Raw genomic sequence first — 24,498 nt, 5'->3', positions numbered from 1 at the left:
TCAGCGCCTAGGCCCCATCCTGCCATCCCGGGGCGGTCCCGCGCCGGGGCGACGCGGGCCGGCTACGTCCAGCTCGGCATCCACAGCCGCAGCCGCCACTCGATGTAGGGAATGGGCTCGGCGTTCCAGAGGGGCATGAGGTAGGCCGAGACGGCGAGGGCCGCGAGGACGAAGACCCCGACGGCGAGCAGCCCGGCCTGCCGCCGCCCAGGCGGGTCCGTGGGCCGCCCGAGCACGAGGCCGAGCGCCATGGCCAGGGCGAGGACCAGGAACGGCTCGAAGGAGACGGCGTAGAACGCGAACATGGTCCGGGTGGGGTACATGAACCACGGCAGGTACCCGGCGGCGACGCCCGCGAGGATCGCTCCGGCGCGCCAGTCGCGCCGCCCGGCCCAGAGCAGCACGAGCACGCCGAGCGCCACGGTGCCGCCCCACCAGATCAGCGGGTTGCCCACCGACAGGACGGCCGAGGAGCAGTGGGCGGTCCCGCACACGCCCGCCGGCTCGGTGTAGTAGAACGAGACCGGCCGGCCCTGCAGGAGCCAGCTCCACGGGCTCGACGCGTACGGGTGCGGCGTGGAGAGGCCCGTGTGGAACGCGTAGGCCTCCTGGTGGTAGTGCCACAGCGAGCGCAGCGGGGCCGGCACCCAGGCCCAGGCCGGATCCGGGTTGGCCTCGGCCCAGTGCCGGTAGAACCCGTTGTCCGAGAGGAACCAGCCGGTCCAGGAAGCGAGGTACACCGCCGCCCCGGTGAGGAGGATGCTCGCCGCGGCGAGCGGGGCGTCCCGCAGGGCGGCGCCGGGGAGCCACGCCCGCACCCCGGCCTCGCGGCGAGCCCCAGCGTCCCAGAGGACGGTCATGAGCCCGAACACCGCCACGAACGCCAGTCCTGACCACTTCACGCCGACGGCGAGGCCCAGGCACACCCCTGCGGCGATCCGCCACCACCTCAGGCCGAGCCACGGACCGGTCACGAGCGCCGTCGGCCGTATCCTTCCGTCCGGTCCGGCGAGGGCCCCGAGGCGCGCGGCAAGGCGCCGCCTGCCGTCGTCCCGGTCGAGCAGCAGGAAGCAGAACGCGGCAAGGAGCCAGAAGGAGAGGAAGATGTCCAGGATCCCGGTGCGGGAGAGGACCAGATGGTGGCCGTCGATCGCCAGGAGCAGGCCCGCCGCGGCGGCGAGGAGATGCGAGCGGAACAGGCGGCGGCCCGCCCACGCCGTCATCATGACGGAGAGCGTGCCCACGAGCGCCGCCGAGAAGCGCCAGCCGAACGAGCTGCCCGGGCCGAAGAGCGCCATCCCGGCGGCGATCATCCACTTGCCCACGGGCGGGTGCACCACGTACTCGGGGGAGGCGAGCAGGCCGGACATGTCGCCGTTGACGAAGAGGTCGTTGGCGTTCTCGGACCAGCTCCGCTCCACGCCCGAGACGAGGTACGAGTAGGCGTCCTTGACGTAGTAGGTCTCGTCGAAGATCAGCGAGTGCGGCCGGTCGAGCTGCCAGAAGCGCAGGAGCCCGGCGACGAGCCCGACGGCCACCGGCACGAGCCAGGCGAGCCGGCGGTCCCACGTCCCCGGCTCGGCCTCCAGCCGGGGTCCCACGAGCCGTTCGCGCAGGGCGGCCGCCGGACCGAGCGCGGCGTCCTGCGCGGGATCGACGATCCGGCTGCGCCGAGTGTTCCAGCTGCGCACGGGCGGGCGGGTGGGGGTCTGGGTGGCCATCTCGGCCCATGCTACCGGGGCCGAGGGGCCCGGGGCGGGCACGCTGCGCTGGCGTAGGCTGGGCGCGTGCAGCCACCCGAGAGACCCCAGGAACCCAGCCGACTCCCGGATGCGGACCACGAGGAGGGCCCTGCGCACGACGGCGGCACCCACCCCGTGCGGCCGGCCGGCGGGGCCGTGGTCCTCGCCGCCACCCCGATCGGGAACCTGGGCGACGCGAGCCGGCGGCTCGTGGAGCTGCTCGCCGAGGCCGACGTCATCGCGGCCGAGGACACGCGGCGCCTCCAGCGGCTGGTCCGCGGGCTCGGCGTGCAGCCGGGCGGCCGGGTGGTGAGCTACCACGAGCACAACGAGGCCGCCAAGACCCCGGAGCTGCTGGACGCCGTGGCCGCCGGCGGCACGGTGCTCCTGGTCACGGACGCCGGCATGCCCGCGGTGTCCGATCCGGGCTACCGGCTCGTCGAGGCCGCCGTCGCCCAGGGCCTGACCGTGACGGCCGTCCCCGGCCCCTCCGCCGTCCTCACTGCCCTGGCCCTGTCGGGACTGCCCACGGACCGCTTCTGCTTCGAGGGCTTCCTGCCGCGCAAGGCGGGGGAGCGCGCGTCCCGCCTGGCCGAGCTGCGCACCGAGCCGCGCACCATGGTGTTCTTCGAGGCGCCGCACCGGCTCGCCCCGATGCTCCGCGCGCTCGCCGACGCGTTCGGCCCCGAGCGCCGCATCGCGGTGTGCCGCGAGCTGACCAAGACCTACGAGGAGGTCCTGCGGGGCACAGCCGGTGGGCTCGCCGCGTGGGCCGAGGACGGGGAGGTCCGGGGGGAGATCGCGGTGGTCGCCGAGGGCGCACCCGCCGCCGCGCCGGCGCGGCCCGAGGACCTCGTGGGCGCAGTGCAGGCGCTCGTCGCGGGCGGCGCCCGGCTCAAGGACGCCGTCGCGGTGGTGGCGGGGGAGGCCGGCGCGAGCAAGCGGGAGCTGTACGCCGCGGCGTTGGCCGCAAAGGGGAGTGCAAACGGGACCGCGAAGTAAAAACCGCGGAATCCTGCGGAAGTGGATTGTGCACCTGCACAGGTGAAGTCCGTCACGCTCGTCCTCGGATGCATGGACACCCGCGGGCACTGAGGCCTAGCGTGGAGGAAGTCCACCCACGCCCGATGTCGAGCGTGCCCACGAAGGAGTCGACGTGCCCGAGAACACCGCTGTCACCCCCGAGCGCGAGCAGGAACTGCTCGCGAAAGTCCCCACCGGCCTGCTGGTCAACGGCGAGTGGCGCGAGGCCACCGGCGGGAAGAAGTTCGCGGTCGAGGACCCTGCGACGGGCAGGACCCTGCTGGAGATCGCGGACGGCACGAGCGAGGACGCGGTCGCGGCCCTCGACGCCGCCGACGCCGTCCAGGCCTCCTGGGCCCGCACGGCGCCGCGCGAGCGCGCCGAGATCCTGCGCCGCGCCTTCGACCTCGTGACCGAGCGCGCCGAGGAGTTCGCCCTCCTGATGACCCTCGAGATGGGCAAGCCGCTGGCCGAGTCCCGCGGCGAGGTCACCTACGGCGCCGAGTTCCTGCGCTGGTTCTCCGAGGAGGCCGTGCGCGACTACGGCCGCTTCCTCACCACCCCCGAGGGCAAGAACAAGATCCTGGTCCAGCGCAAGCCGGTGGGCCCCTGCCTGCTCATCACGCCGTGGAACTTCCCGCTGGCGATGGCAACCCGCAAGATCGCCCCCGCCGTGGCCGCGGGCTGCACGATGGTGGTCAAGCCGGCGAAGTTCACCCCGCTCACCACCCAGCTGTTCGCCGCGGTCATGCAGGAGGCCGGCCTGCCGGCCGGCGTGCTCAACGTGGTCTCGTCCTCGTCCGCCTCGAGCATCTCAGGCCCGCTCATGAAGGACTCGCGCCTGCGGAAGGTCTCGTTCACGGGCTCGACGCCGGTGGGCCGCCGCCTGCTCGCGGACGCCTCCCAGAACGTGCTGCGCACCTCCATGGAGCTCGGCGGCAACGCGCCGTTCATCGTCTTCGAGGACGCCGACCTGGACAAGGCCGTGGCCGGCGCCATGGCGGCGAAGATGCGCAACATGGGCGAGGCCTGCACAGCCGCGAACCGCTTCCTCGTGCAGGAGTCCGTCGCCGAGGAGTTCACCGCCAAGTTCGCCGCCGCGATGGCGGACCTCACGCCGGGCCGCGGCACCGAGCCGTCCACCACCGTGGGCCCCCTCATCGACGGCGGCGCCCGCAAGGACGTGCACGCCCTCGTGACCGAGGCCGTCCAGTCCGGCGCCCGCGTCGCCACCGGCGGCGCGCCGCTCGAGGGCGACGGCTACTTCTACGCCCCGACCGTGCTCGCCGACGTCCCCAACGACGCCGAGATCCTCCGCAACGAGATCTTCGGTCCGGTCGCCCCGGTGACCACGTTCAAGACCGAGGAGGACGCGATCCGCCTCGCCAACTCCACCGAGTACGGCCTGGCCTCCTACCTGTTCACCCGGGACTACGCGCGCATGTTCCGCGTGGCCGAGCAGATCGAGTACGGCATGGTCGGCTTCAACGCCGGCGTCATCTCCAACGCGGCCGCGCCGTTCGGCGGGGTCAAGCAGTCCGGCCTGGGCCGCGAGGGCGGCGCCGAGGGCATCGCGGAGTACACGACGACGCAGTACATCGGCATCGCGGACCCGTACGCGGGCTGATCGTCCCCACGCCCGCAGAGGGGTCATCTCCCTGCGCTGAGGAGTCATGTCCCTGCGTTGACTGGTCATTGGGCCGGCACCGCACGTGGGACATGACCCCTCAGCCGTGGGACATGACCCCTCAGCCGTGGGACATGACCCCTCAACCGTGGGACATGACCCCTCAACCGTGGGACATGACCCCTCAACCGTAGGGGGCGGCTCAGTCCTTCGGCTGGCGTCGCACGCGGCGCAGCGCCCGCTTCAGCCCGGTCCGAATCCTGGCCCCCGCAGCCCCGGCTGCGGGGGCCAGCCGCGTCAGGGCGCGCGTGAGCCAGGCGAAGGATGACGGCGGCAGGGCAGCGATGCGTGCCCGCCGGACCGGGTGCTGCGTGCGGCGGCCGGCCTCGTGCACCACGGAGACCGCGCGGCGCGCGGCATCCTCGTCGGCCTCGTAGCCGGGGCGCCCGAACTCGTGCCGCTCATAGGCGGTGGTGAGGGTGTCGAGCGCGCGGTGGAGCCCGCCGTCGTCCGCATCCCACGCGCCGAGCCGACTCGCGTACGCGCGCGGCGTGTCCGCCGGGCCCGGGGGAAGCCCATGGTCCACCCCGACCGCCTCGAGCTCCTCCCAGATGCCGCGGAGCCCGCGGCGGAGGCGCCGGCGCCGCTGGGCGGCCCGCAGGGCGGCGGGGAAGGCCACGACGATCGCGAGGGCGAGGAGCCCGAGGGCCACGAGGACGGCGGGCATCCACGGGGCGGCTTCCTGGGCGGCGGCCGGCGCCTGTGCCGGGCGGCTGGGCGTGGGGGCCGCCGTGCCGTTGTTGGGGGTCGCCCGCAGGCCGTCGTTGAGGTTGTCGAGGTTGCTGCTCGCACCCGGGCCCGAGCTGTCGGTGAAGGCGTAGGAGGGCAGCACCCCGCGCGTCGGCGTCGGCTCGAACGGCACCCAGCCGAGCCCCTGGAAGTACAGCTCGGGCCATGCGTGGGCGTCCTTCCCGTCGACCTGGAACTCGGGCAGCGGCTGCGAGGCCGGGACTGCGACGGTCTGGCCGGTGGGGTGCCCGGGGGCGAAGCCCACGGCGATCCGGCTGGGGATGCCGACCACCCGGGCCATGACCGCCATCGCGGCGGCGAAGTGGATGCAGTAGCCGGCCTTCTTCGTCAGGAAGGTACTCAGGACGTCCATGCCCGTGCCGTCGTAGCCGTCCTCGACCGGCGTCTTCTCCGAGTACTGGAAGGTCCGCAGCCAGGCCTGGATCTTCAGCGCGCGGGCATAGGGGGTGGCGGCGCCCTGGGTGACCTGTTCGGCCGCGCTGCGCACGTTGGCCGGGACGCCGCGGGGGACCTGCGCGGCGACGAGGTCGATCCCCCGCGGCGCGGTCACCGCGGCGGAGAGCGCCTGAGGCGTGAGCTGCGGCATTGCGGAGTGCACCACGTACAGCTGGTTCTGGCTCGAGGCGGGAGCGCCCTTGATGCTCAGGTCGCTCGGGTCCCAGCCGAAGTCGCCCCGGACGCCCTCGAGGGACTGGGGAGCATAGGGCGCCGGGAGGTAGGGGCTCGTGAAGCCCCCGGTGGTCACGACCGTGGTGGTCGCGGTGGTGGGACCGGTGGCCTCCGCGGGGCCGGCAATCTGGCTGATCGGGCGCTGGAGCTGGTCGTCGTGGTTCTCCGGCCCCCACGACGCCCCGTTGAAGTCCTCGACCGTCACAGTGCGCAGGTAGACGGGCGACGTCGAGTCGGTCGCGTAGGTGAGGACGCCGACGGCGTTCGAGCTCCTCAGGTCGCTGCCCAGGCTGATGAGCGGGTTGAGGCCCACGTTCTGGCCCAGGCTCTGCAGCCGGGCGCCCTCGGGGAAGGTCCCGGCGTCGAACCCGGGGATGACCTGGGGGATGGCGAGGGCGCCGGCGACCACGGTCGCCACGAGCACGGCGAAGCGTCCGGGGGACAGCGCCGCCGCGAGGCGTTCGGCCGCGCTGCCGGAGGCGTAGGCCGAGCCGGCGGTGGCGAGGAGCCCGAGGTAGCCGGCCGCCGCCGTCGCGAAGCCGGTCGCGCCCACGCTCTCCGGCTTGAGCACCGCGGGGACGACGAGGACCGCGAGGACGGCGACGCCCGACACGGCCGGCATGCGGCACGAGAGGGCGATGGTCTCGGTGACCAGCGCGATGAGGCCGATAGCGCCCGCCGTCAGCGCCACGATGCCGACGTTCGGCGCCGCGGGCACCGCGTCGTAGGCGACCGTGTGCCACGCCTGGTCCAGTGCCTCCCTCGCGGCTCCGAGCGTGCCCGCCGTCGGGATGAGGCCGAGCAGGCTCGGGCCGCGGAAGAACATCGAGTCCATCGCGGCCGTCCAGCCGGCGGCCCCCGTGAGGGCGACCAGGACCGGGTGCCAGCGGAACGCCCGGGCCAGCGCGGTGCCGGCCAGCGCGGCCAGGAGCACCACCAGGACCGGGTACAGCCAGGTCCAGCCCCGCAGGACCCCGCTGTACGCGAGGGACCCCCCGCCGACCGCGAGGGCCAGGAACAGCTCGGCAGGCACGTGGCGCCACTCGGGGCGCCGGAGCGAGGGGGCCCTCACGCCGAGCTCCTCGTCCCGCCACCCGGTCCCGCGCGGCGCTCCCCGTGGTCCAGAGACGCCTCCGCAACGGTCAGCGCCGCCCATACCCGCTGCACCGAGGAGCGGGGCGTGGCCTCGACGGCCCTCCAGCCGGCGTCCCGCAGGACGTCGACGGCGGCGCGCGAGGAGCCGGCCCGCGGGCCGACGACCACCGCGAGGGCGCGCTCGGCGAAGCCGGAGGCCGAGGCCAGCCCGCGCGCCTGCTCCGCCGTGGTCCTGCCGAGCACCGCGACGATGGGCCCGCGGTGCCGGTGGCCCTCGAGCCGGTCGAGGAGACGGTCGCTGAAACCCGCGGTGCCCGGGGCAGGCTCCGGGGCAATCGCGGCGAGGCCCTCGGCGATCAGCGCGACGCCGTCGCGGCCCGCGTACTCGATGGTGTCGGGCTCCGGCGCCGAGGGGGAACGGGCGAGGGCGGGGCCGCCGCCGGGCTCGAGCAGCCGCAGCGAGTAGCCCAGCTCGCTCAGGTGGGCCGCGACGGACATGACCGCGGTGACCGCCCATTCGAACGAGGGCGATTCGCTGCCCTCGGCGTCCTCCTGCCCCGCGTCCGGGAACGCGGCGCTGCGCAGGTCCACCACGATCGTGGCCTCGGGCGAGACGGCGGACTCCTCCTGCCGGACCATGAGCTCGCCGTGCCGCGCGGTCGCCGCCCAGTGGACGCGGCGCATCGGGTCCCCATGGCGGTACTCGCGGGTCATGACGTCGTCCTCGCTCGGCACAGACTGGATGCGGGCCGCGATGATGCCCTCGGCCCCCCGCACCCCGGACAGCGCGGCTGCGGGGAGCGCGGCCGCGGCCGGGGTCACGGTCAGCCTGGTGCCCGTGCCGATGCGGCTGCGCCGCTCTGCCAGGCCGAAGGGGTCCGAGTGCCGGGCCTCGACTGGGCCGATCCAGTACAGGCCACGCCGCGGGCAGCCGAGCTCGTACCGGTAGTTGCTCGCCCCGTCCCGGCCGGTCGACCTGCCGGGATAGACGAAGGTGGGCCCGGTGCCGAGCGACGCGGGCAGCTGCTCGGTCATGGACATCCGCCCCGAGAGCAGGCCGCTGTGGCGCAGGCTCAGGGCGACCTCCGTGCTCTGCCCGGCCTCGACGACCTCCGGGTGGGGCCGGCGCAGCACGGTCATCGACGGGCGGACGAGCAGGCTGGCCACGAGGGCGCCCGCCGGGACGAGCGCGAGGAACACGGCCAGGTGCAGGAGGTCCCGGCGGCCCATGACCTGGGCGGCCATGAGCGCCACCGCGGCGGCGACCACGAAGCCCCACCCCCGCGGCGTGAGGCTGCCCCGCCAGTCGGTCCGGGGCGGGCGCTCCACGCGGACCGCCTATCCGTGCCGCCGGGCGCCGGACTGCCCGGTGACGGGGACAGGCACCGAGTCCACGACCGCACGGAGCACGGCGGCCGGCGTGAGCCCGCTGCCCGAGGCCCGGCGTTCGAGGACGAGGCGGTGGGTGAGCACCTCGGGCGCCATTGCGGCGACGTCGTCCGGCAGCACGAAGTCGCGCCCGGCGACGGCGGCCCGGGCCTTCGCCGCGCGCAGGAGCTGCAGGACGGCGCGCGGACTCGCCCCGAGGCGGATGCGCTCGCTCGCGCGCGTCGCCCGGCCGAGCTCCACCGTGTAGTCCCGCACCGGCGCGGAGACGAAGACGTCCTTGACGGTGGCGATCATGGCGCGGATCTCGGCCGCATCCACCACGGGCTCCACCCGCAGCAGGGGCGAGTCCGACTGATGGCTGTCGAGCATCTCCGCCTCGGCGGCGGCGTCGGGATAGCCCATCGAGATGCGCGCCATGAAGCGGTCGCGCTGCGCCTCGGGGAGGGGGTAGGTGCCCTCCATCTCGATCGGATTCTGGGTCGCGACGACCATGAACGGCTCGCTGAGCACGTACGAGGTGCCGTCCACGGTCACCTGGTGCTCCTCCATGCACTCGAGCAGCGCCGACTGGGTCTTCGCCGAGGCCCGGTTGATCTCGTCGCCGATCACGATGTTCGCGAACACGGCGCCGGGCCGGAACTCGAACTGCCGGGTGGCCTGGTTGTAGATGGAGACCCCCGTGACGTCGCTGGGGAGGAGGTCCGGGGTGAACTGGATGCGGCTGACCGAGCAGTCGATGGACCGCGCCAGGGTCTTGGCCAGCATCGTCTTGCCGACGCCGGGGACGTCCTCGACGAGCAGGTGGCCCTGGGCCAGCAGGACGGTGAGGGCCAGGCGCGCGGCCTCCGCCTGGCCGTCGACCACCTGGCCGATGGAGGCCAGGATCCGCTCGCACGCGGCCTTGAAGCGCGCCGCGTCCATCGGTTCGGGCGCCTCGCCGTGGTGGAGCGCACGCAGGGGGCTCACCGAGCCCCCCGCCTGGTCGAGCCCGCCCTGATGACCGTCCATGTGCGCCCTCCCGGCCGGCCGCCAGCGCGCGGCCCTGCTGCTGTGGCATGCGCCACACCTAGCCTCCACGTTACCCGCAGCGGCCGCATCGCGCTCGGCCCCTCGGCGGTCCCTGCCCCGCCGTCCGCGAACTACAGTGGAGGCCATGTGCTCAGCCCACACGCCCGCCGCCTACCGTCCCACCGGCACCGCCGACGAAGCGGAGGAGGCGCGCCCGGGCGGGCGCCGCGCCGCCACGGACGAGTCCGGCCGGTCGCGCCGCCTCGAGTACCCGCCGGCACCCGAGCCGCTGCCCGTGCCGGTGGTGGACAACCACACGCATCTGAACTTCCGGGACGGGCTCGTGGAAGTCGGGGTCAAGGACGCGCTCGACGCCGCGGCCGCGGTGGGCGTGGACCGCGCGGTCCAGGTGGGCTGCGACCTGCCCTCCTCCCGGTTCACGGTGCAGGCGCTCGACGCCGACGCGCGGCTGCTCGGCGCCGTCGCGCTCCACCCCAACGATGCCCCCCGCTACGCCGCGCGCGGCGAGCTCGAGGCGGCCTACGCCGAGATCGAGCAGCTCGCGGCCCACCCGCGCGTGCGCGCCATCGGGGAGACGGGACTGGACTACTTCCGCTCCAAGGGCGATGCCCTGGCGGTCCAGCACGACTCCTTCCGCTGGCACATCGACCTCGCCAAGCGCCTCGGCAAGACCCTGCAGATCCACGACCGCGACGCCCACGAGGACGTGGTGCGGCTCCTGGGCGAGGAGGGCGCCCCGGAGACGGTCGTGTTCCACTGCTTCTCGGGGGACGAGGACCTCGCCAGGACCTGCAACGAGAACGGCTGGTTCATGTCCTTCGCCGGGACGATGACGTTCAAGAATGCCGAGAACCTGCGCCGGGCCCTCGCGATCGCGGACCCCGGGAGGATCCTCGTCGAGACCGACTCGCCGTACCTCACGCCCCACCCGTACCGCGGCCGGCCCAACGCGAGCTATATGGTGCCCTACACCGTGCGCTCCATGGCCGAGGTCCTCGGAGCCGACCTCGCCGAGCTCTGCTCGCGGCTCTCCGCCAACACCGAGCAGGCCTACGGGGACTGGGACTGAACCCTGCCCGCTCGCGGGCGCGCTCGTAGTCGTTCCGTGACCTGACTGGCTCCTGTGTAACGTTTCGGTTACTGTGAACCCCAACAGCCGGGGTCGCCGCAGACGCCGGGCACTTGCCCCCTCGGGGTGAGGCAGGAGCAATGCCACGGGCGCGCGCCGTCCATCTCCCGGCCCTCTCCTGCCCTGTGCCCGGGGCCGCCGTGCCCGGATGGACCGACGATTGGACCCCTGTGAGCAAACACGGCCGCCGCGCAGCACGACCGGTCCGTCCCCGCCGTTCCCCCGTCCGCGCCGCGGGCCAGGCCGCCGTCGTGGCCGCGCTCGCCCTCGGGACCACGGCGTTCGTGGTGAACGGCAAGACCGTGACCCTGTCCGTCGACGGACAGGCCAGCACCGTCACGACCTTCGCCTCCACCGTGGACGAGGTCGTCCGCAGCGCGTCCGTGCAGCTCGGCTCGGCCGACCGCGTCTCGCCCGCCCTCGGCGCGACCGTCACCGACGGCTCCGTGGTCATCGTCAGCCGCGCCAGGCATGTCACCGTCGACCTGGACGGCGCCCGGCGCACCGTGGACACCACGGCCCCCGACGTCGCCGGGCTCGTGAGCCAGCTCGGGGTCGCCCCGGCCTCGCTCGTCTCGCTGGACCGCTCCACCCGCCTGGATGCGGAGAGCGCACCGATCAGGATCAGCACGCCGAAGGACCTCACCGTCGTCGTCGACGGCACCCCCGTGACGCGCACGACGACGGCCGCCACCGTCGCGGAGCTCCTCACCGAGCTGGGGATCACCCCCGGCCCGGCCGACCGCGTCTCCGCGCCCCGCAACGCCCCCATCGTGGCCAACATGGCGCTCAAGGTCACGCGCGTGGACACCTCCGCCGCCAGCACCGTCACGGAGACGCTCCCGTACAGCACCGAGAAGACCGAGAGCGCCGACCTCCCCGAGGGCGAGACGAAGGTTGTCCAGCAGGGCGTGGACGGCACCGTCGAGAAGCACTACCGCAGCGTCACCGTGGACGGCCGCGAGGCCCAGCGCTCGCTCGTGTCCCAGAGCGTGACCCGGGCCGCCGTCGCGGAGAAGGTCCTCGTGGGCACCAAGCCGAAGACGGACCCGAACACCGACCAGAACGCCGGCAAGAACACCGGCGCCGCCGCGCCCGCGGTCATGAACGCCGCCATGTGGGACAAGATCGCCCAGTGCGAGTCCAGCGGCAACTGGGCCGCGAACACCGGCAACGGCTACTACGGAGGCCTCCAGTTCGACATCTCGTCCTGGATCGCCAACGGCGGCGGCCAGTACGCCCCCAACGCCGCCCTCGCCACCCGCGAACAGCAGATCGCCGTTGCCAACACGTACTACGCCAAGGCCGGCCTCGGCCCGTGGGGCTGCGCCGGCGCGGCGGGCTGAGAGGCCGGGACAAGTCCGCCCCCGGTAGGATGCTCGGGTGACTGACGCCCCCGGCTCCCGCCCGCTCCTCGGCGCCGCCGACATCCGTGCCCTCGCGGGCGAGCTGGGGATCCGGCCCACCAAGACGCTCGGGCAGAACTTCGTGATCGACGGCAACACCATCCGCCGCATCGTCGCGGCCGCCCGCCTCGACCCCTCCGAGACGGTCCTCGAGGTGGGCCCGGGCCTCGGCTCGCTCACCCTCGGCCTGCTCGACGCGGCGGCGAACGTCGTGGCGATCGAGATCGACCCGGTCCTCGCGGGCCGGCTGCCCGCGACGGTCGAGCAGTGGCGGCCCGACGCCGTCGGGCGCTTCGCCCTCGTGCTCTCCGATGCCCTGAAGACCACCGAGCTCCCGCAGGGGCCGTTCGCGCAACCCAGCGCAGTCGTGGCGAACCTGCCCTACAACGTGGCCGTCCCCGTGGTCCTGCACCTCCTCGAGCACTTCCCGTCGCTGCGCCACGGCCTCGTCATGGTCCAGGACGAGGTGGCCGACCGCCTCGCCGCCGAGCCGGGCTCCAAGGTCTACGGCGTCCCCAGCGTCAAGGCGGCGTGGTACGGGACCATGCGCAAGGCCGGCGTGATCGGCATGAACGTCTTCTGGCCCGCGCCCAAGATCCACTCCGGCCTCGTGGCGTTCGCCCGCACCGCGCAGCCGGCCACCACCGCGACCCGCCGCGAGGTGTTCGCGGTCATCGACGCCGCCTTCGCCCAGCGCCGCAAGACCCTGCGGGCCGCGCTCTCCGGCTGGGCTGGCTCGGGCGCCGAAGCCGAGCGGGCCCTGCGGGCCGCGGGCGTGGACCCGCAGGCCCGTGGCGAGGTCCTCGGCATCTCCGACTTCGCCCGCATCGCCGAGCAGCACCGCCCGGCCGACGCGGGTGCGCCCGCCACCGACGCGGTCCGATAGCGTGGGGGGCATGCGCACCAGCCCCTCCGGACCCGACGCCCGCCCGAGGTCCGTGAAGGTCCGCGCCCCGGGCAAGGTCAACGTCTCCCTGCGGGTCGGCCCCCGCCGCCCGGACGGCTACCACTCGGTGGCCAGCATCTACCTCGCCGTCTCGCTGTTCGAGGAGGTCACCGCGACCACCTCGGCCGAGCCGGGCGTGACGGTGAGCCTGAGCCCCGAGAGCACCCTCGACCTCGACGAGCTCGACATCCCGCTCGACGAGCGCAACCTGGCCGTGCGCGCCGCGCGCCTCATGGCCGAGATGACCGAGCACCCGACCGGGGTGCACCTGACCATCACCAAGCGCGTCCCCGTGGCCGGTGGCATGGGCGGGGGATCGGCCGACGCCGCCGCGGCCCTCCTCGCCTGCGACGCGCTCTGGGGCTCGGGCCTGTCCAAGGAGGAGCTCGCCCACGTCGCTGCCGAGCTCGGCGCCGACGTGCCCTTCGCCCTGCTCGGCGGTGCCGCCGTGGGCCTGGGCGTGGGGGACCAGCTCTCGCCGGCGCTCGCCACGACCCGGTTCGACTGGGTCCTCGTCCCGGCGCCGTTCGGCCTGAGCACGCCGGCCGTGTTCTCCGAGCTGGACCGGCTCCGTGACGCGGAGGGCCTCAGCGTCCCCGAGCCCACGCACGTCGAGCCGGGCGTCCTGGCCGCCCTCCGGGCCGGGGACGCCGGCGGCCTCTCCCACCTGCTGGTCAACGACCTGCAGCGCGCCGCGGTCGGCCTCGCCCCGCAGCTGCGCGACACCCTCGGGTGGGCCGACTCACACGGGGCACTCGCCTCGATCGTCTCGGGCTCCGGGCCCACCGTCGCCCTCCTCGCGGCCGACGCCGGCGCTGCCGCCGACCTCGCGGAGGAGCTCGCCCACCACGGGATCGAGGCGCTCGCGGTCCACGGGCCCGTGCCCGGGGCGCGGATCGTCAGCGATACCCTTCTGTAGTCCCCTTCACCCGACTGGCAAGGATTCCTGTGGCACACCTCCTCGGCGGCGAGAGCCTGGCCATCTCCTTCGGCACGCGCACCGTGCTCGACGGCGTCACGGTCGGCCTCAACGAGGGCGACCGGATCGGGATCGTGGGCCGCAACGGCGACGGCAAGTCGACCCTCATGCGCCTCCTCGCCCAGCGGCTGGCGCCCGACGGCGGCCGCGTCACCTGGCGCCGCGGGGTCGACGTCGGCTACCTCGACCAGGGCGACGTGCTCGACGGCGACCTCACCGTTGGCGCCGCGATCGTGGGGGACCGCGCCGACTATGAGTGGGCCTCCAACCCCACCATCCGCGACATCATGGGCGGCCTCGTGGCCGACGTCGACTGGCACGCCCAGGTGCGCGACCTCTCCGGCGGACAGAAGCGCCGCGTGGCCCTCGCCAAGCTCCTCATCGAGCCGCACGACGTCATCATGCTCGACGAGCCCACCAACCATCTCGACGTCGAGGGCGTCGCCTGGCTTGCGCGGCACCTCAAGACGAGGTGGCGCCCCACCGAGGGCGCCTTCCTCGTGGTCACCCACGACCGCTGGTTCCTCGACGAGGTCTGCAACGACACGTGGGAGGTCCACGACGGGATCGTCGACCCCTTCGAGGGCGGCTACGCCGCCTACGTGCTGGCCCGCGCCGAACGCGACCGGATGGCCGCCGTCGTCGAGGGCAAGCGCGCGAACCTCGTGAAGAAGGAGCTCGCGTGGCTCCGCCGCGGCGCGCCCGCCCGCACCTCCAAGCCCAAGTTCCGCATCGAGGCCGCGAACGCGCTCATCTCCGACGTCCCCGAGCCGCGCGACTCCGTGGCCCTGTCGAAGATGGCCACCGCCCGCCTGGGCAAGGACGTGATCGACCTCGAGGGCGTGACCCTCGCCTACGACGGGGGCGAGGGGCACGCGAGGCCCCTCCTGGACAACATCACCCTCCGGCTCGCCCCGGGCGAGCGGGTGGGGCTCGTGGGCGTCAACGGGGCCGGCAAGTCCACGCTCCTGCGGCTGCTCTCGGGTGACATCGCCCCGACTTCGGGCCGGGTCAAGCGCGGCAAGACCGTGGTCCCGGCCGTGCTCAGCCAGGAGGTCCGCGAGCTCGACGACGTCGCAGACCTGCGCGTCATCGAGGTCATCCAGCGCGAGAAGCAGACGTTCAGCGTGGGCTCGAAGGAGCTCACGGCCGGCCAGCTCGTCGAGCAGCTGGGCTTCACCAACGAGAAGCAGTGGACCCGCGTGTCCGAGCTCTCCGGCGGCGAACGGCGCCGGCTCCAGCTCCTGCGCCTCCTCGTGGGCGAGCCCAACGTGCTCATGCTCGACGAGCCCACCAACGACCTCGACACCGACACCCTCGCAGCGGTCGAGGACGTCCTCGACGGCTGGCCCGGCACCCTCGTCGTGGTGAGCCACGACCGGTACCTGCTCGAGCGTGTCACCGACCACCAGCTCGCCCTCCTCGGCGACGGGAAGGTGCGCGACCTGCCCGGCGGCGTCGAGCAGTACCTCGCCCTGCGCGAGGCCGCGCTCGCGGCCGCGGAGGCGCTCCCCGGACAGGCCCCCCAGGCCGCCCAGCCCGCCGCGGCGGGCCGTTCCGAGGCAGAGAAGCGCGAGGCCCGCAAGGAGCTCGGCCGGATCGAGCGCCAGCTCGGCAAGCTCACCGCCCAGGAGGAGAAGCTGCACGCCCAGATGGCTGCCTCCGCAGAGGACTTCGTCCGGCTCGGAGACCTCACTGCGCAGCTGAACGAACTGCACGGGCAGAAGGAGGAGCTCGAGCTCGCGTGGCTCGAGGCCTCGGAGGTCCTCGAGTAGCGCCAGGCGTTCACGCGCCCGCCACCGCGCGGCCACCGGGACTGCCTACGCTGGGCCCAGCAGGCCATGGGGGCCCGCGGGAAGGGACAGGCATGGGCGCTCGGAGCGACGACTTCACCTCGCTGGTGCCGGGGGACCTCGTCACCGTGGTCGAACCCGGCCGGCTGTCAGTCTCGGGCATCGTCGACGCGGTGGCGCCGGACGGGTCGGTGCTGTGGGTCATCGAGCACGGCGGCCAGGGCCGCCACATGGTGCACAGCACCGACGGCGCCGACGTCCAGCGCCTCGGAGCCTGACCGGCGCCGCCCGCGGGACCGGACTCTGGCCGCTCCCAGCCTCGAGGCCTAGCATCGGCTAGATGGGTTCCCTCGTTCAAGCGATCCTGGCCGTGCCGCCGCTCGTGGCGTACGTGGCGGTGTTCGCGCTCGTCTTCGCCGAGGACGCCATCTTCATCGGGTTCGTGATCCCGGGCGAGACCGCCGCCGTGCTCGGCGGGGTGCTCGCCAACCAGGGGAAGGCGGACCTGTGGATCATGGCGCCCCTGATCGTGGTCGCCGCGATCCTCGGCGACACGGTCGGATACGAGATCGGCCGGCACCTGGGCCCCCGCCTGCTCGGCTTCCGGGTCTTCGACCGGCACCGGCGGCGCCTCGACGACGCCCAGGAGTTCCTGCGCCGCCGGGGCGGCTCCGCCGTGTTCCTGGGCCGGTTCGTGGCGTTCTTCCGCGCCATGATGCCAGCCCTCGCCGGCGCCTCCCGCATGCCGTACCCGCGCTTCCTCGCCTTCAACGCCCTCGGGGGAGCGGTGTGGGGGGCCGGGTTCGCCGTCCTCGGCTACGTCGCCGGCGCCTCCTACGAGGTGGTCGCCAAGGCCGCGGGCCGGGACATCGCCGCGGTCGTGGGCGTGGTCGCCGTCATCGCCATCGTGGTCTGGCGCGTCCGCAAGGCGCGCGCCGACCGCCGCGAGGAGCGGTCGTTCAGGAGTCGACCAGCCCCGGATCCCTCTGAAGGCCAGTGAGGCCGTTCCACGCGAGGTTGACCAGGTGCGCGGCCACCGCGTGCTTGTCGGGGGAGCGGGCGTCGGGCCACCACTGGCCCGTCATCGCCACCATGCCCACGAGCATCTGCGCGTACATCGCGCCGTCGCCCGTGCTGAAGCCGCGGGCCGCGAACTCGTCCCCCAGGATGTGCTCCACCCTCGCGGTCACGCGCGAGAGGATGCTGGAGAACGCCCCCTCGCGGTGCCCGGGCGGCGCGTCCCGGACCACGATCCGGAACCCGTCCGTGTGCTCCTCGATGTACCCCAGCAGCGCGAGCGCGGCGCGCTCCACGAGCACCCTCGGCCGGCCCCCATCGCCCAGCGACGAGCCGATCGCCTCGAGCAGGCTCTCCGACTCCTGCTCCACAACCTGCCGGTACAGGCCCTCCTTGGACCCGAAGTGCTCGTACACCACCGGCTTCGTCACGCCCGCAGCCGTCGCGATCTCCTCGATCGTGGCCCCGTCGAGGCCCTTCGCGGCGAACACCGAACGGCCCACCGCGACCAGCTGGCGGCGGCGCTGCGGGCCGGTCATCCGCACCCGCGGGGCCACGCCCGCGGGGTCGGGTCCGGTCGCCGTCGCGCGGGCGGCGGCGCGCTCGGGCTCGGACGGCAACACGATGGCCATCCTAGTGCGGGGCAGCCCGCCCGGCCGCCCGGGGCGCCCATCCATGGCAGAATTGACCACTGTGCCGCGCCCGTCCCGGCGGCAGCGTGCACTCCGCCCTGGTGTAACGGCAGCACGCCGGCCTTTGGAGCCGTGCAGACTAGGTTCGAATCCTAGGGGCGGAACGCAATGGCCAGCTCACGGCACTGGCTAGAATTGCCGACAGCCCCACTCGCCAGCCGATCGACCAGGAGAGCCAGCGACAGTGAATGCGGAGACCCCCGGACAGAGCGCAACAGCAGAGGACCTGGGGCGGACGCATCTCGCCGGCGCCCCGCGCGCGGCCCACCGACAGCACGGCCCCGCCGCGGTGATCGTCCTGGCCGCCGGGGCAGGGACGCGCATGAAGTCGCGCACCCCCAAGATCCTCCACCCGCTCGGCGGCCGCTCGATGGTGGCCCACGCGCTCGACGCCGCGCGGGGCCTCGAGCCCGGCCGGCTGGCCGCCGTCGTGCGGCACGAGCGCGACCTCGTCGCCGCGCACATCGCCGAGCACGACCCGGCCGCGGTGATCGTCGACCAGGACGAGGTCCCCGGCACCGGCCGCGCGGTCGAGGTGGCCCTGGAGGCGCTCGACGCCGAGGCCGAGGGCGGGCAGCTCTCGGGCACCGTCGTGGTGACCTACGGCGACGTGCCGCTCCTCACCACCGCGCTGCTGGCGGAGCTGGTCGCCGAGCACGAGGCCGCGGGCAACGCCGTCACCGTCCTGACCGCGGTGCTCGAGGACGCGACCGGCTACGGCCGCATCCTGCGCGAGGACGACGGCACAGTCGCCGGGATCCGCGAGCACAAGGACGCCTCGGCCGCCGAGCACGCCATCCGCGAGGTCAACTCCGGCATCTACGCCTTCGAGGCCGCCGTGCTGCGCGAGGCGCTCCGGCAGGTCACCACCGAGAACGCGCAGGGCGAGAAGTACCTCACCGACGTCCTCGCGATTGCCCGCGCGGCCGGTGGGCGCGTCTCCGCGCTCGCCACGACGGACCGCTGGCAGGTCGAGGGCGCCAACGACCGCGTCCAACTGCAGGCCCTGGCCGCCGAGCACAACCGCCGCATCCTCGACGCCTGGATGCGCGCGGGCGTCACGGTGGTGGACCCCGCCACCACTTGGGTCGATGCCACCGTGCAGCTCGCCGAGGACGTCACCCTCAAGCCCAACACCCAGCTGCACGGCGCCACGGTCGTGGAGCGCGAGGCCGTGATCGGCCCGGACACGACCCTCACCGACTGCGTGGTCCGGGAGGGCGCGACCGTGAAGCGGACCGACGGGACCGGATCCGAGATCGGCGCCGGCGCCACCGTGGGCCCCTTCACCTACCTGCGGGCCGGCACCCGGCTCGGGCCCGAGGGCAAGATCGGCGCGTTCTACGAGACGAAGAACGCCCAGATCGGCCGCGGCGCCAAGCTCTCGCACCTCGGCTACGTGGGGGACGCCGAGGTGGGCGAGGGCGCGAACATCGGCTGCGGCAACATCACCGCCAACTACGACGGCGTCCACAAGCACCGCACCGTGATCGGTGCCCAGGTGCGCACGGGCTCCAACACCGTCTTCGTGGCCCCCGTCACCGTCGGCGACGGCGCCTACACGGCCGCCGGTGCGATCGTGCGCAAGGACGTGCCCGCCGGGGCCCTCGCCCTCTCCGTCGCCCCGCAGCGCAACGCCGAGGGCTGGACCGAGACGCACCGCGCCGGCTCCCCGTCGGCGGCCGCGGCCGCCGACGCCAGGGCTGCGGCCGCCGACGAGGCCCCCGAACGTCCCTCCTCCGCCGCATCCCCCTCGAAGAAAGAAGAAGGCAAGTAGATGACCGAGATCACGGCCAATGGCGAGAAGCGTCTGGTGCTCGCCTCCGGGCGCGCCCACCCGGAGCTCGCGCAGGAGATCGCCAAGGAGCTCGGCACCGAGCTGCTGCCGACCTCGGCGTACGACTTCGCCAACGGAGAGACCTACGTCCGCTTCGAGGAGAGCGTCCGCGGCGCCGACGCGTTCGTGATCCAGGCGCACCCCGCGCCGATCAACAACTGGATCATGGAGCAGCTGATCATGATCGACTCGCTCAAGCGCGCGAGCGCCAAGCGGATCACGGTCGTCTCCCCGTTCTACCCCTACGCCCGGCAGGACAAGAAGCACCGCGGCCGCGAGCCCATCTCGGCCCGCCTCATGGCGGACCTCTACAAGACCGCCGGCGCGGACCGGCTCATGAGCGTCGACCTGCACACCGCGCAGATCCAGGGCTTCTTCGACGGCCCGGTGGACCACCTCATGGCGATCCCGCTCCTCGCCGACTACGTCCGCACCCGGGTGGACCTGAACAAGGTCACGGTCGTCTCCCCGGACACCGGCCGCGTGCGCGTCGCCGAGCAGTGGGCCGAGCGCCTCGGCGGCGCCCCGCTCGCGTTCGTGCACAAGTCCCGCGACGTGAACGTGCCCAACTCCGCGGTCTCCAAGACCGTGGTCGGCCAGATCGAGGGCCGCGACTGCGTGCTCATCGACGACATGATCGACACCGGCGGCACGATCTCCGGCGCTGTGACGGTCCTGAAGAACGCCGGCGCCCGCTCCGTCATCATCGCCGCGACCCACGCCGTGTTCTCCGACCCGGCCGCCCAGCGCCTGGCCGAGTCCGGTGCGCGCGAGGTCGTGGTGACGAACACGCTGCCGATCCCCGCCGAGAAGCGCTTCGAGCAGCTCACCGTCCTCTCGATCGCCCCGCTCATCGCCCGCGCGATCCACGAGGTCTTCGACGACGGCTCGGTCACCTCGCTCTTCGACGGCCGCAGCTAGCAGCAGCACCCCGCGCACGACGGCGGCGTCCCCACCCGAGGCGGGGACGGCGCCGTCGTGCGCCGTTTTGGCGGCGTCCCTCCGCCCCTGTAGGATGGTCGGCGAACCTTGGCGAGGGAGCGCCCGCTCCGTGATCGACTGGGTCTGGCAACTCCTTCGCGGCGCCCCGGCGCCGGGCGGAGGTCGGCAGACCTCGCGCCAAACGAATCATCGAAGGAGACCCGCATGAGCGAGAAGCTCGCAGCTGAGAAGCGCACCGAGTTCGGCAAGGGCTACGCCCGCCGCACCCGCGCCGCCCACAAGATCCCCGCCGTCATCTACGGCCACGGCGCCGAGCCGATCCACGTCGCGCTCCCGGGCCACGAGACCATGATCGCCGTCCGCGTCCCGAACGCCCTCCTCACGCTCGACATCGAGGGCGAGGAGCACCTCGCGATCGTCAAGGACATCCAGCGCAACGCCGTCCGCCAGACGATCGAGCACATGGACCTCCTCACGGTCCGCCGCGGCGAGAAGGTCGCCGTCGACGTGCCCGTTCACGTCACCGGCGAGGTCGCGGCCGGGTTCGTCGCCAACCAGGAGGCCGTGACCGTCTCGGTCGAGGCCGAGGCGACCCACCTGCCCACCGCCCTCGAGGTCAGCGTCGAGGGCCGCGAGGCCGGCCAGCACGTCCACGCCGCCGACATCGCGCTGCCCAGCGGCGTGGCGCTGCTGACCGACCCCGAGACCCTCGTGGTCAACGTCTCCGAGGCCGTCGAGGTCGCTGCGGAGGAGGAGGCCGGCGAGGCCGAGGCCCCCGCCGAGGCGCCGGAGGCCGAGGAAGCCCCCGCCGAGTAGTCCCACGACTGCTGCACTGCGTCAGGCGGCCCGTCCCACCCGGGGCGGGCCGCTTCGACGTGGCGGCCTCCCGGCCGCCGCTGCCCGCCGACCCCCGGCCCAGACCCAAGGAGCGCATCCATGACCGACACCTGGCTCGTCGTGGGCCTCGGCAACCCCGGGCCCGAATACAGCGGGAACCGGCACAACGTGGGGCAGATGGTCCTCGATGCCCTCGCCGCGCGCATGGGCGGGAAGTTCGCCGCGCACAAGGGTGCGCGCGCCGCCGTCCTCGAGGGACGGCTGTGGGTGGGCGGCCCCCGTGCGGTCCTCGCCAAGCCGCTGACCTACATGAACGTCTCCGGCGGCCCGACCTCCTCCCTCGCCAAGTACTACGGGATCGAGCCCGGCCACGTCGTCGCCGTCCACGACGAGCTGGACATCCCCTTCAACACCGTCCGCCTCAAGCTCGGCGGCGGCGAGGGCGGCCACAACGGCCTGCGCGACATCTCCAAGGCCCTCGGCACCAAGGACTACCTCCGGGTGCGGGTGGGTGTGGGCCGGCCGCCGGGCCGCATGGACGCCGCCGACTTCGTGCTGCGCGACTTCGGCTCCGCCGAGAAGAAGGAGCTGCCGTTCCTCCTGGACGAGGCCGCCGACGCCGTCGAGATGCTCGCGCGGGACGGGCTGGCCGCCGCCCAGCAGAAGTTCCACCCGGCCAAGGCGTAGCCCCGCCCGGCCGTGACATTCGGCCCTGCTGGGGCCGCTGGGGGAGCGGTAAGGTTTCCCCAGCCACGTCCTGGCGGGGGACGTGCCGACGCATGGGGGCGCAGGTCAGATGCGGACGCAGACCGAGGCGGAGGAGACCGGCCGGCTCCTCCGGGACGCGAAGGCCCGCGCGGGCGACAGGCTGGCCTGGGCACGCGCCGTCAGGGCCACGGAGATCGCGGAGGCGACCGCCGCCCTCGCGGAACCGGGCTCCTACGGGGTGGTGCTCACCGGGGACACGAGCTTCGGCAAGTCGGCGGTGGCCTCGGCCCTGCTCACAGGCCTCGAGGACACCGCCCACACCGTCCGCCTCCGTTCCACGATCGTGGGGACGCGGACCCCGTACGGGGCGCTCGCCGTGCTGCTCGCGCGGCTTCCCGAGGACGCGCAGGCCGATCCGGGCTCGATCATGCGGGGCATCCTCCAGCTTCTCTCCGCCGACGCGGGAGGCCGCATGGCCGTGATGTCGCTCGAGACGTCCAAGAACCTCGACGAGCTCAGCACCGCCACCCTCGTGAACATCATGGTCACGGGCACGGCGAAGGTGGTCCTCGTCGCCGACCGCGCGAGCGAGCTGCCCGCCGACTTCCACTGGATGCTCTCCGAGGGGCGGCTGCGTGAGATCCCCCTGTCCGCGCTCTCGCCCGACGAGACCCTGCAGGGCCTGCGGTCCCTGCTCGGCGGCATCGTCCCGCAGACCGTCGGGTTCCAGCTGCACGCCATGTCCCGGGGCAACCCCCAGGTCGCGCTGCTCGCGGCCGCCGAACTCCTCCAGCGCGGGGCGCTCGACGCCACGGACGGAGTGTGGACCCTCGCCCCCGACGCCGAGCTGAGCGGCATCCGCCAGATCGACGACCTCGTGCGGGCCCGGATCGAGCGGCAGCCGGCGCGCATCCAGGCCATCGTCGAGGCGCTCGCGTGCGCACGCCGCATCCCGCTCCCGCGGCTCCTCTCCGCGTTCCGCCGCGACGACGTGGCACAGATGGAGGACGACGGCCTCATCACGGTCGACGACGGGGGGCGGCACTCCGTGGCCCTCGCCGACCCGCTCGTGGCCGAGGTGGTCCGCGGATGGCTCTCCGTGCCCCGCCGGCGCGAACTGCGCACACTGCTGATGTCTGACGGCGAGCCCCCCGTCGAGGTCATCAGCACGGTCGAGCTCCTCGGCCTGGCGGCCTGGACCCGCGAGTGCCACACGCTCCTGCCCGCGCGGCATGCCGTCGCGGCCGCGGTCGCATCCCTGCGGCTGTTCGACCCGCGGTTCGCGCTCGACTGCCTCGAAGGGATCGACCGGGAGGCCGCGACCTGGCCCACCGTCCAGCACCTGCGCGCCCGGGCGCTGCTCATGCTGCAGCTGCCCCAGCAGGCCCTCGCCTGCCTGGACCAGGTCACCGAGGACGAGCTGGCCCTGCTGGCCCCCTCGGCCGTGGCCGAGCTCACCGCGACCCAGGCCGAGGCCATGCGCTGGGTCCCGGAGCGCGCGGGGCAGGTCGAGGCCCTGCTCTCCGACGCCCGCGCCCGGCTCCTGCTCGACTCGGGGAGAGGTCCACGCGCGGACGCCGAGGTCCGCCGGGCTGCCGCGGTGCTCGACCTCGCAGACTTCGAGCACCGCGCCTTCGGCGGCGACTACGCCCGCATCGAGGACCGCCTCGAGGCCATGGTGGCGGACCCGAACCCGGCCGACGGCGAGATCCGCCTCCGGGCCGCCTGCATCCTCATGGAGGCCAGGACCATGCTCGGCAGGGAGCAGGACGGGCTCGCCCTGCTGCACGAGGTCGCAGCGCAGATGGGACAGAGGCAGGGGTCGGCGCCGCTGCGGCAGGCCTTCGCGGCCCGTGCCTTCACCGTCCTGCTGTTCAACGGGCACTGGAGGCAGGCGCTCGCGCTCCTCAGGAGCCCGGCCCAGTGGTCCCTCGAACGGCTCAGGACGACGGGGGCCTCCCTCGAGCTTGCTGCGGGACTCGCGTATGTCTACGCGGGCCGCGGCCACGACGCCCTGGACCCACTCCTCTCCGCGCTCGCCCTCCTCGAGCGCGGCCCGGCGGCCCAGCTCGGGCCCGCCTACGCCGCGACGGCCTTCGCCTACGCCCAGCAGGGCGATGCCGCGGCGTCCCGGAAATGGCTCGAGAAGCTGGACCGCTGGCGGCCGCAGGGCAGCTACCAGAGCCGCTCGATCGTCGAGTTCTGCTCGGAGATGGCGCGCCGCTGGTCCGGCGATCCCGAGGCAGCGGGCCGGCTCGTGGCGGCGGCGCGCGAAGACATGGCGATGGGCCGGTGGAACCAGGCCGGGATCAAGCTCGTCGGGGCCACCGTCGGGGCGCGTGCCGACGACCTGCGCCTGCTCGAGGAGGTCTGCGCGCACCGGCAGGGGCAGCTCGCCGAGCTCGCCCTCCTGCTGGCCCGTGGGACCCGGACCGGGCGGATCGAGGACCTCACCGCGGCGGCCGACCTCGCGGCGGGCCTCGAACTCGATGCGGTCGAATCGCGGTGCGCGGCCGTGGCCCTCGACAGGGCGCGCGAGATGGACGACGCGCGCGCCGTGCGGCGCCTGCGGCCCCGACTCGATGCCCTCGCCGGGCGCGTCGCCGTGCTCCCCGTCGAGCCCCGGCACGCGCCGGTCCTCACCGACCGTGAAGAGGAGGTCGCCGCCCTCGCGGCCTCCGGCACCTCCAACCGGCGCATCGCGGAGCTGCTCGGACTGTCCGTGCGGACCGTGGAAGGACACCTCTACCAGATCTTCGCCAAGCTCTCCGTCTCGACCCGGGGCGAGCTGGCGAACCTGCTGTGACCGTGCCCGGCGGGGGCCGCGC

Annotated in this window: 19 protein-coding genes and 1 tRNA gene; 15 read left to right on the top strand and 5 right to left on the bottom strand. The window is 73.8% G+C overall.

Annotation, left to right across the window (positions count from 1 at the left end):
- Positions 1-62: 62 nt before the first annotated feature.
- Positions 63-1,721, bottom strand: a complete 1,659-nt coding sequence (locus tag J2W20_RS06005) for a dolichyl-phosphate-mannose--protein mannosyltransferase (protein WP_307005512.1) — start codon at positions 1,719-1,721, stop codon at positions 63-65.
- A gap of 156 nt (positions 1,722-1,877) precedes the next feature.
- Between J2W20_RS06005 and rsmI the strand changes: the two genes are divergently transcribed.
- Together rsmI and J2W20_RS05995 are read left to right on the top strand one after the other, a co-directional pair.
- Positions 1,878-2,744 (top strand): 16S rRNA (cytidine(1402)-2'-O)-methyltransferase, encoded by an 867-nt coding sequence (gene rsmI, locus J2W20_RS06000; RefSeq protein WP_307005845.1) that lies wholly within the window; start codon positions 1,878-1,880, stop codon positions 2,742-2,744.
- A gap of 154 nt (positions 2,745-2,898) precedes the next feature.
- Complete coding sequence (locus J2W20_RS05995; protein ID WP_307005510.1) at positions 2,899-4,392, top strand: NAD-dependent succinate-semialdehyde dehydrogenase; 1,494 nt, start codon at positions 2,899-2,901, stop codon at positions 4,390-4,392.
- A 202-nt stretch (positions 4,393-4,594) separates the two neighbouring features.
- Here the strand turns inward: J2W20_RS05995 and J2W20_RS05990 are convergent, their stop codons facing one another.
- From J2W20_RS05990 to J2W20_RS05980, 3 genes are read right to left on the bottom strand one after another with little or no spacing between them, the layout of a single operon-like run.
- The gene (locus tag J2W20_RS05990; RefSeq protein ID WP_307005509.1) at positions 4,595-6,943 is read right to left on the bottom strand and encodes a transglutaminase TgpA family protein; all 2,349 of its coding nucleotides are present in this window, start codon (positions 6,941-6,943) and stop codon (positions 4,595-4,597) included.
- Positions 6,940-8,295, bottom strand: coding sequence for a DUF58 domain-containing protein (locus tag J2W20_RS05985; RefSeq protein WP_307005508.1), 1,356 nt, complete (start codon positions 8,293-8,295; stop codon positions 6,940-6,942). The genes J2W20_RS05990 and J2W20_RS05985 overlap by 4 nt, the downstream gene beginning before the upstream one ends.
- Before the next feature lie 9 nt (positions 8,296-8,304).
- Entirely contained in the window at positions 8,305-9,363 is a 1,059-nt protein-coding gene (locus J2W20_RS05980; RefSeq protein WP_307005506.1) for an AAA family ATPase, read from the bottom strand.
- A gap of 145 nt (positions 9,364-9,508) precedes the next feature.
- On the opposite strand from J2W20_RS05980, the gene J2W20_RS05975 reads away from it, so the two are divergent.
- The 7 genes from J2W20_RS05975 (at position 9,509) to J2W20_RS05945 (ending at position 16,637) form a co-directional block, all read left to right on the top strand.
- Positions 9,509-10,453 (top strand): TatD family hydrolase, encoded by a 945-nt coding sequence (locus J2W20_RS05975; RefSeq protein ID WP_307005503.1) that lies wholly within the window; start codon positions 9,509-9,511, stop codon positions 10,451-10,453.
- Between the two features lie 230 nt (positions 10,454-10,683).
- Positions 10,684-11,859, top strand: a complete 1,176-nt coding sequence (locus J2W20_RS05970) for a resuscitation-promoting factor (RefSeq protein ID WP_307005501.1) — start codon at positions 10,684-10,686, stop codon at positions 11,857-11,859.
- 37 nt (positions 11,860-11,896) lie between these two features.
- On the top strand, positions 11,897-12,805 hold the full coding sequence (gene rsmA, locus J2W20_RS05965; RefSeq protein WP_307005499.1) for a 16S rRNA (adenine(1518)-N(6)/adenine(1519)-N(6))-dimethyltransferase RsmA: 909 nt from the start codon (positions 11,897-11,899) through the stop codon (positions 12,803-12,805).
- A gap of 10 nt (positions 12,806-12,815) precedes the next feature.
- Positions 12,816-13,784, top strand: coding sequence for a 4-(cytidine 5'-diphospho)-2-C-methyl-D-erythritol kinase (locus tag J2W20_RS05960; RefSeq protein ID WP_307005497.1), 969 nt, complete (start codon positions 12,816-12,818; stop codon positions 13,782-13,784).
- Positions 13,785-13,813: 29 nt separating this feature from the next.
- Positions 13,814-15,619, top strand: coding sequence for an ABC-F family ATP-binding cassette domain-containing protein (locus J2W20_RS05955; RefSeq protein WP_307005496.1), 1,806 nt, complete (start codon positions 13,814-13,816; stop codon positions 15,617-15,619).
- 92 nt (positions 15,620-15,711) lie between these two features.
- Entirely contained in the window at positions 15,712-15,915 is a 204-nt protein-coding gene (locus J2W20_RS05950) for a hypothetical protein (protein ID WP_307005495.1), read from the top strand.
- Positions 15,916-15,977: 62 nt separating this feature from the next.
- Positions 15,978-16,637: a DedA family protein gene (locus J2W20_RS05945; protein ID WP_307005493.1), complete on the top strand. Its 660-nt coding sequence runs from the start codon at positions 15,978-15,980 to the stop codon at positions 16,635-16,637.
- Here J2W20_RS05945 and J2W20_RS05940 read toward each other — a convergent pair.
- Positions 16,597-17,193: a TetR/AcrR family transcriptional regulator gene (locus J2W20_RS05940; protein ID WP_307005844.1), complete on the bottom strand. Its 597-nt coding sequence runs from the start codon at positions 17,191-17,193 to the stop codon at positions 16,597-16,599. The genes J2W20_RS05945 and J2W20_RS05940 overlap by 41 nt on opposite strands.
- A gap of 185 nt (positions 17,194-17,378) precedes the next feature.
- On the opposite strand from J2W20_RS05940, the gene J2W20_RS05935 reads away from it, so the two are divergent.
- The 6 genes from J2W20_RS05935 to J2W20_RS05910 all read left to right on the top strand — a co-directional run bounded on the left by J2W20_RS05935 (position 17,379) and on the right by J2W20_RS05910 (position 24,476).
- Positions 17,379-17,450 (top strand) — tRNA-Gln (locus J2W20_RS05935).
- 122 nt (positions 17,451-17,572) lie between these two features.
- A complete protein-coding gene (gene glmU / locus J2W20_RS05930) occupies positions 17,573-19,123 on the top strand; it encodes a bifunctional UDP-N-acetylglucosamine diphosphorylase/glucosamine-1-phosphate N-acetyltransferase GlmU (protein ID WP_307005842.1) in 1,551 nt (516 codons plus the stop codon).
- Positions 19,124-20,104: a ribose-phosphate diphosphokinase gene (locus J2W20_RS05925; RefSeq protein WP_066496966.1), complete on the top strand. Its 981-nt coding sequence runs from the start codon at positions 19,124-19,126 to the stop codon at positions 20,102-20,104.
- 225 nt (positions 20,105-20,329) lie between these two features.
- Positions 20,330-20,941 carry a 50S ribosomal protein L25/general stress protein Ctc gene (locus J2W20_RS05920; protein ID WP_307005490.1) on the top strand — a complete coding sequence of 204 codons (612 nt, stop codon included), beginning with the start codon at positions 20,330-20,332 and terminating at the stop codon, positions 20,939-20,941.
- 120 nt (positions 20,942-21,061) lie between these two features.
- Entirely contained in the window at positions 21,062-21,649 is a 588-nt protein-coding gene (gene pth, locus J2W20_RS05915; RefSeq protein ID WP_307005487.1) for an aminoacyl-tRNA hydrolase, read from the top strand.
- A 109-nt stretch (positions 21,650-21,758) separates the two neighbouring features.
- The gene (locus J2W20_RS05910; RefSeq protein ID WP_307005486.1) at positions 21,759-24,476 is read left to right on the top strand and encodes a helix-turn-helix domain-containing protein; all 2,718 of its coding nucleotides are present in this window, start codon (positions 21,759-21,761) and stop codon (positions 24,474-24,476) included.
- Positions 24,477-24,498 lie beyond the last annotated feature (22 nt).

Source organism: Sinomonas atrocyanea (assembly GCF_030812675.1).
Lineage (GTDB): Bacteria > Actinomycetota > Actinomycetes > Actinomycetales > Micrococcaceae > Sinomonas > Sinomonas atrocyanea_B.
This window is presented reverse-complemented; position numbering and strand designations above follow the sequence as displayed.

What these genes read in the sequence shown, in the direction of transcription:
- J2W20_RS05950 (WP_307005495.1), top strand. Translation starts at nt 15,712, where the DNA reads ATGGGCGCTCGGAGCGACGACTTCACCTCGCTGGTGCCGGGGGACCTC.
- J2W20_RS05980 (WP_307005506.1), bottom strand. Translation starts at nt 9,363, where the DNA reads ATGGACGGTCATCAGGGCGGGCTCGACCAGGCGGGGGGCTCGGTGAGC.
- J2W20_RS06005 (WP_307005512.1), bottom strand. Translation starts at nt 1,721, where the DNA reads ATGGCCACCCAGACCCCCACCCGCCCGCCCGTGCGCAGCTGGAACACT.
- J2W20_RS05940 (WP_307005844.1), bottom strand. Translation starts at nt 17,193, where the DNA reads ATGACCGGCCCGCAGCGCCGCCGCCAGCTGGTCGCGGTGGGCCGTTCG.
- J2W20_RS05910 (WP_307005486.1), top strand. Translation starts at nt 21,759, where the DNA reads ATGCGGACGCAGACCGAGGCGGAGGAGACCGGCCGGCTCCTCCGGGAC.
- J2W20_RS05945 (WP_307005493.1), top strand. Translation starts at nt 15,978, where the DNA reads ATGGGTTCCCTCGTTCAAGCGATCCTGGCCGTGCCGCCGCTCGTGGCG.
- pth (WP_307005487.1), top strand. Translation starts at nt 21,062, where the DNA reads ATGACCGACACCTGGCTCGTCGTGGGCCTCGGCAACCCCGGGCCCGAA.
- J2W20_RS05925 (WP_066496966.1), top strand. Translation starts at nt 19,124, where the DNA reads ATGACCGAGATCACGGCCAATGGCGAGAAGCGTCTGGTGCTCGCCTCC.
- J2W20_RS05975 (WP_307005503.1), top strand. Translation starts at nt 9,509, where the DNA reads ATGTGCTCAGCCCACACGCCCGCCGCCTACCGTCCCACCGGCACCGCC.
- J2W20_RS05960 (WP_307005497.1), top strand. Translation starts at nt 12,816, where the DNA reads ATGCGCACCAGCCCCTCCGGACCCGACGCCCGCCCGAGGTCCGTGAAG.
- J2W20_RS05920 (WP_307005490.1), top strand. Translation starts at nt 20,330, where the DNA reads ATGAGCGAGAAGCTCGCAGCTGAGAAGCGCACCGAGTTCGGCAAGGGC.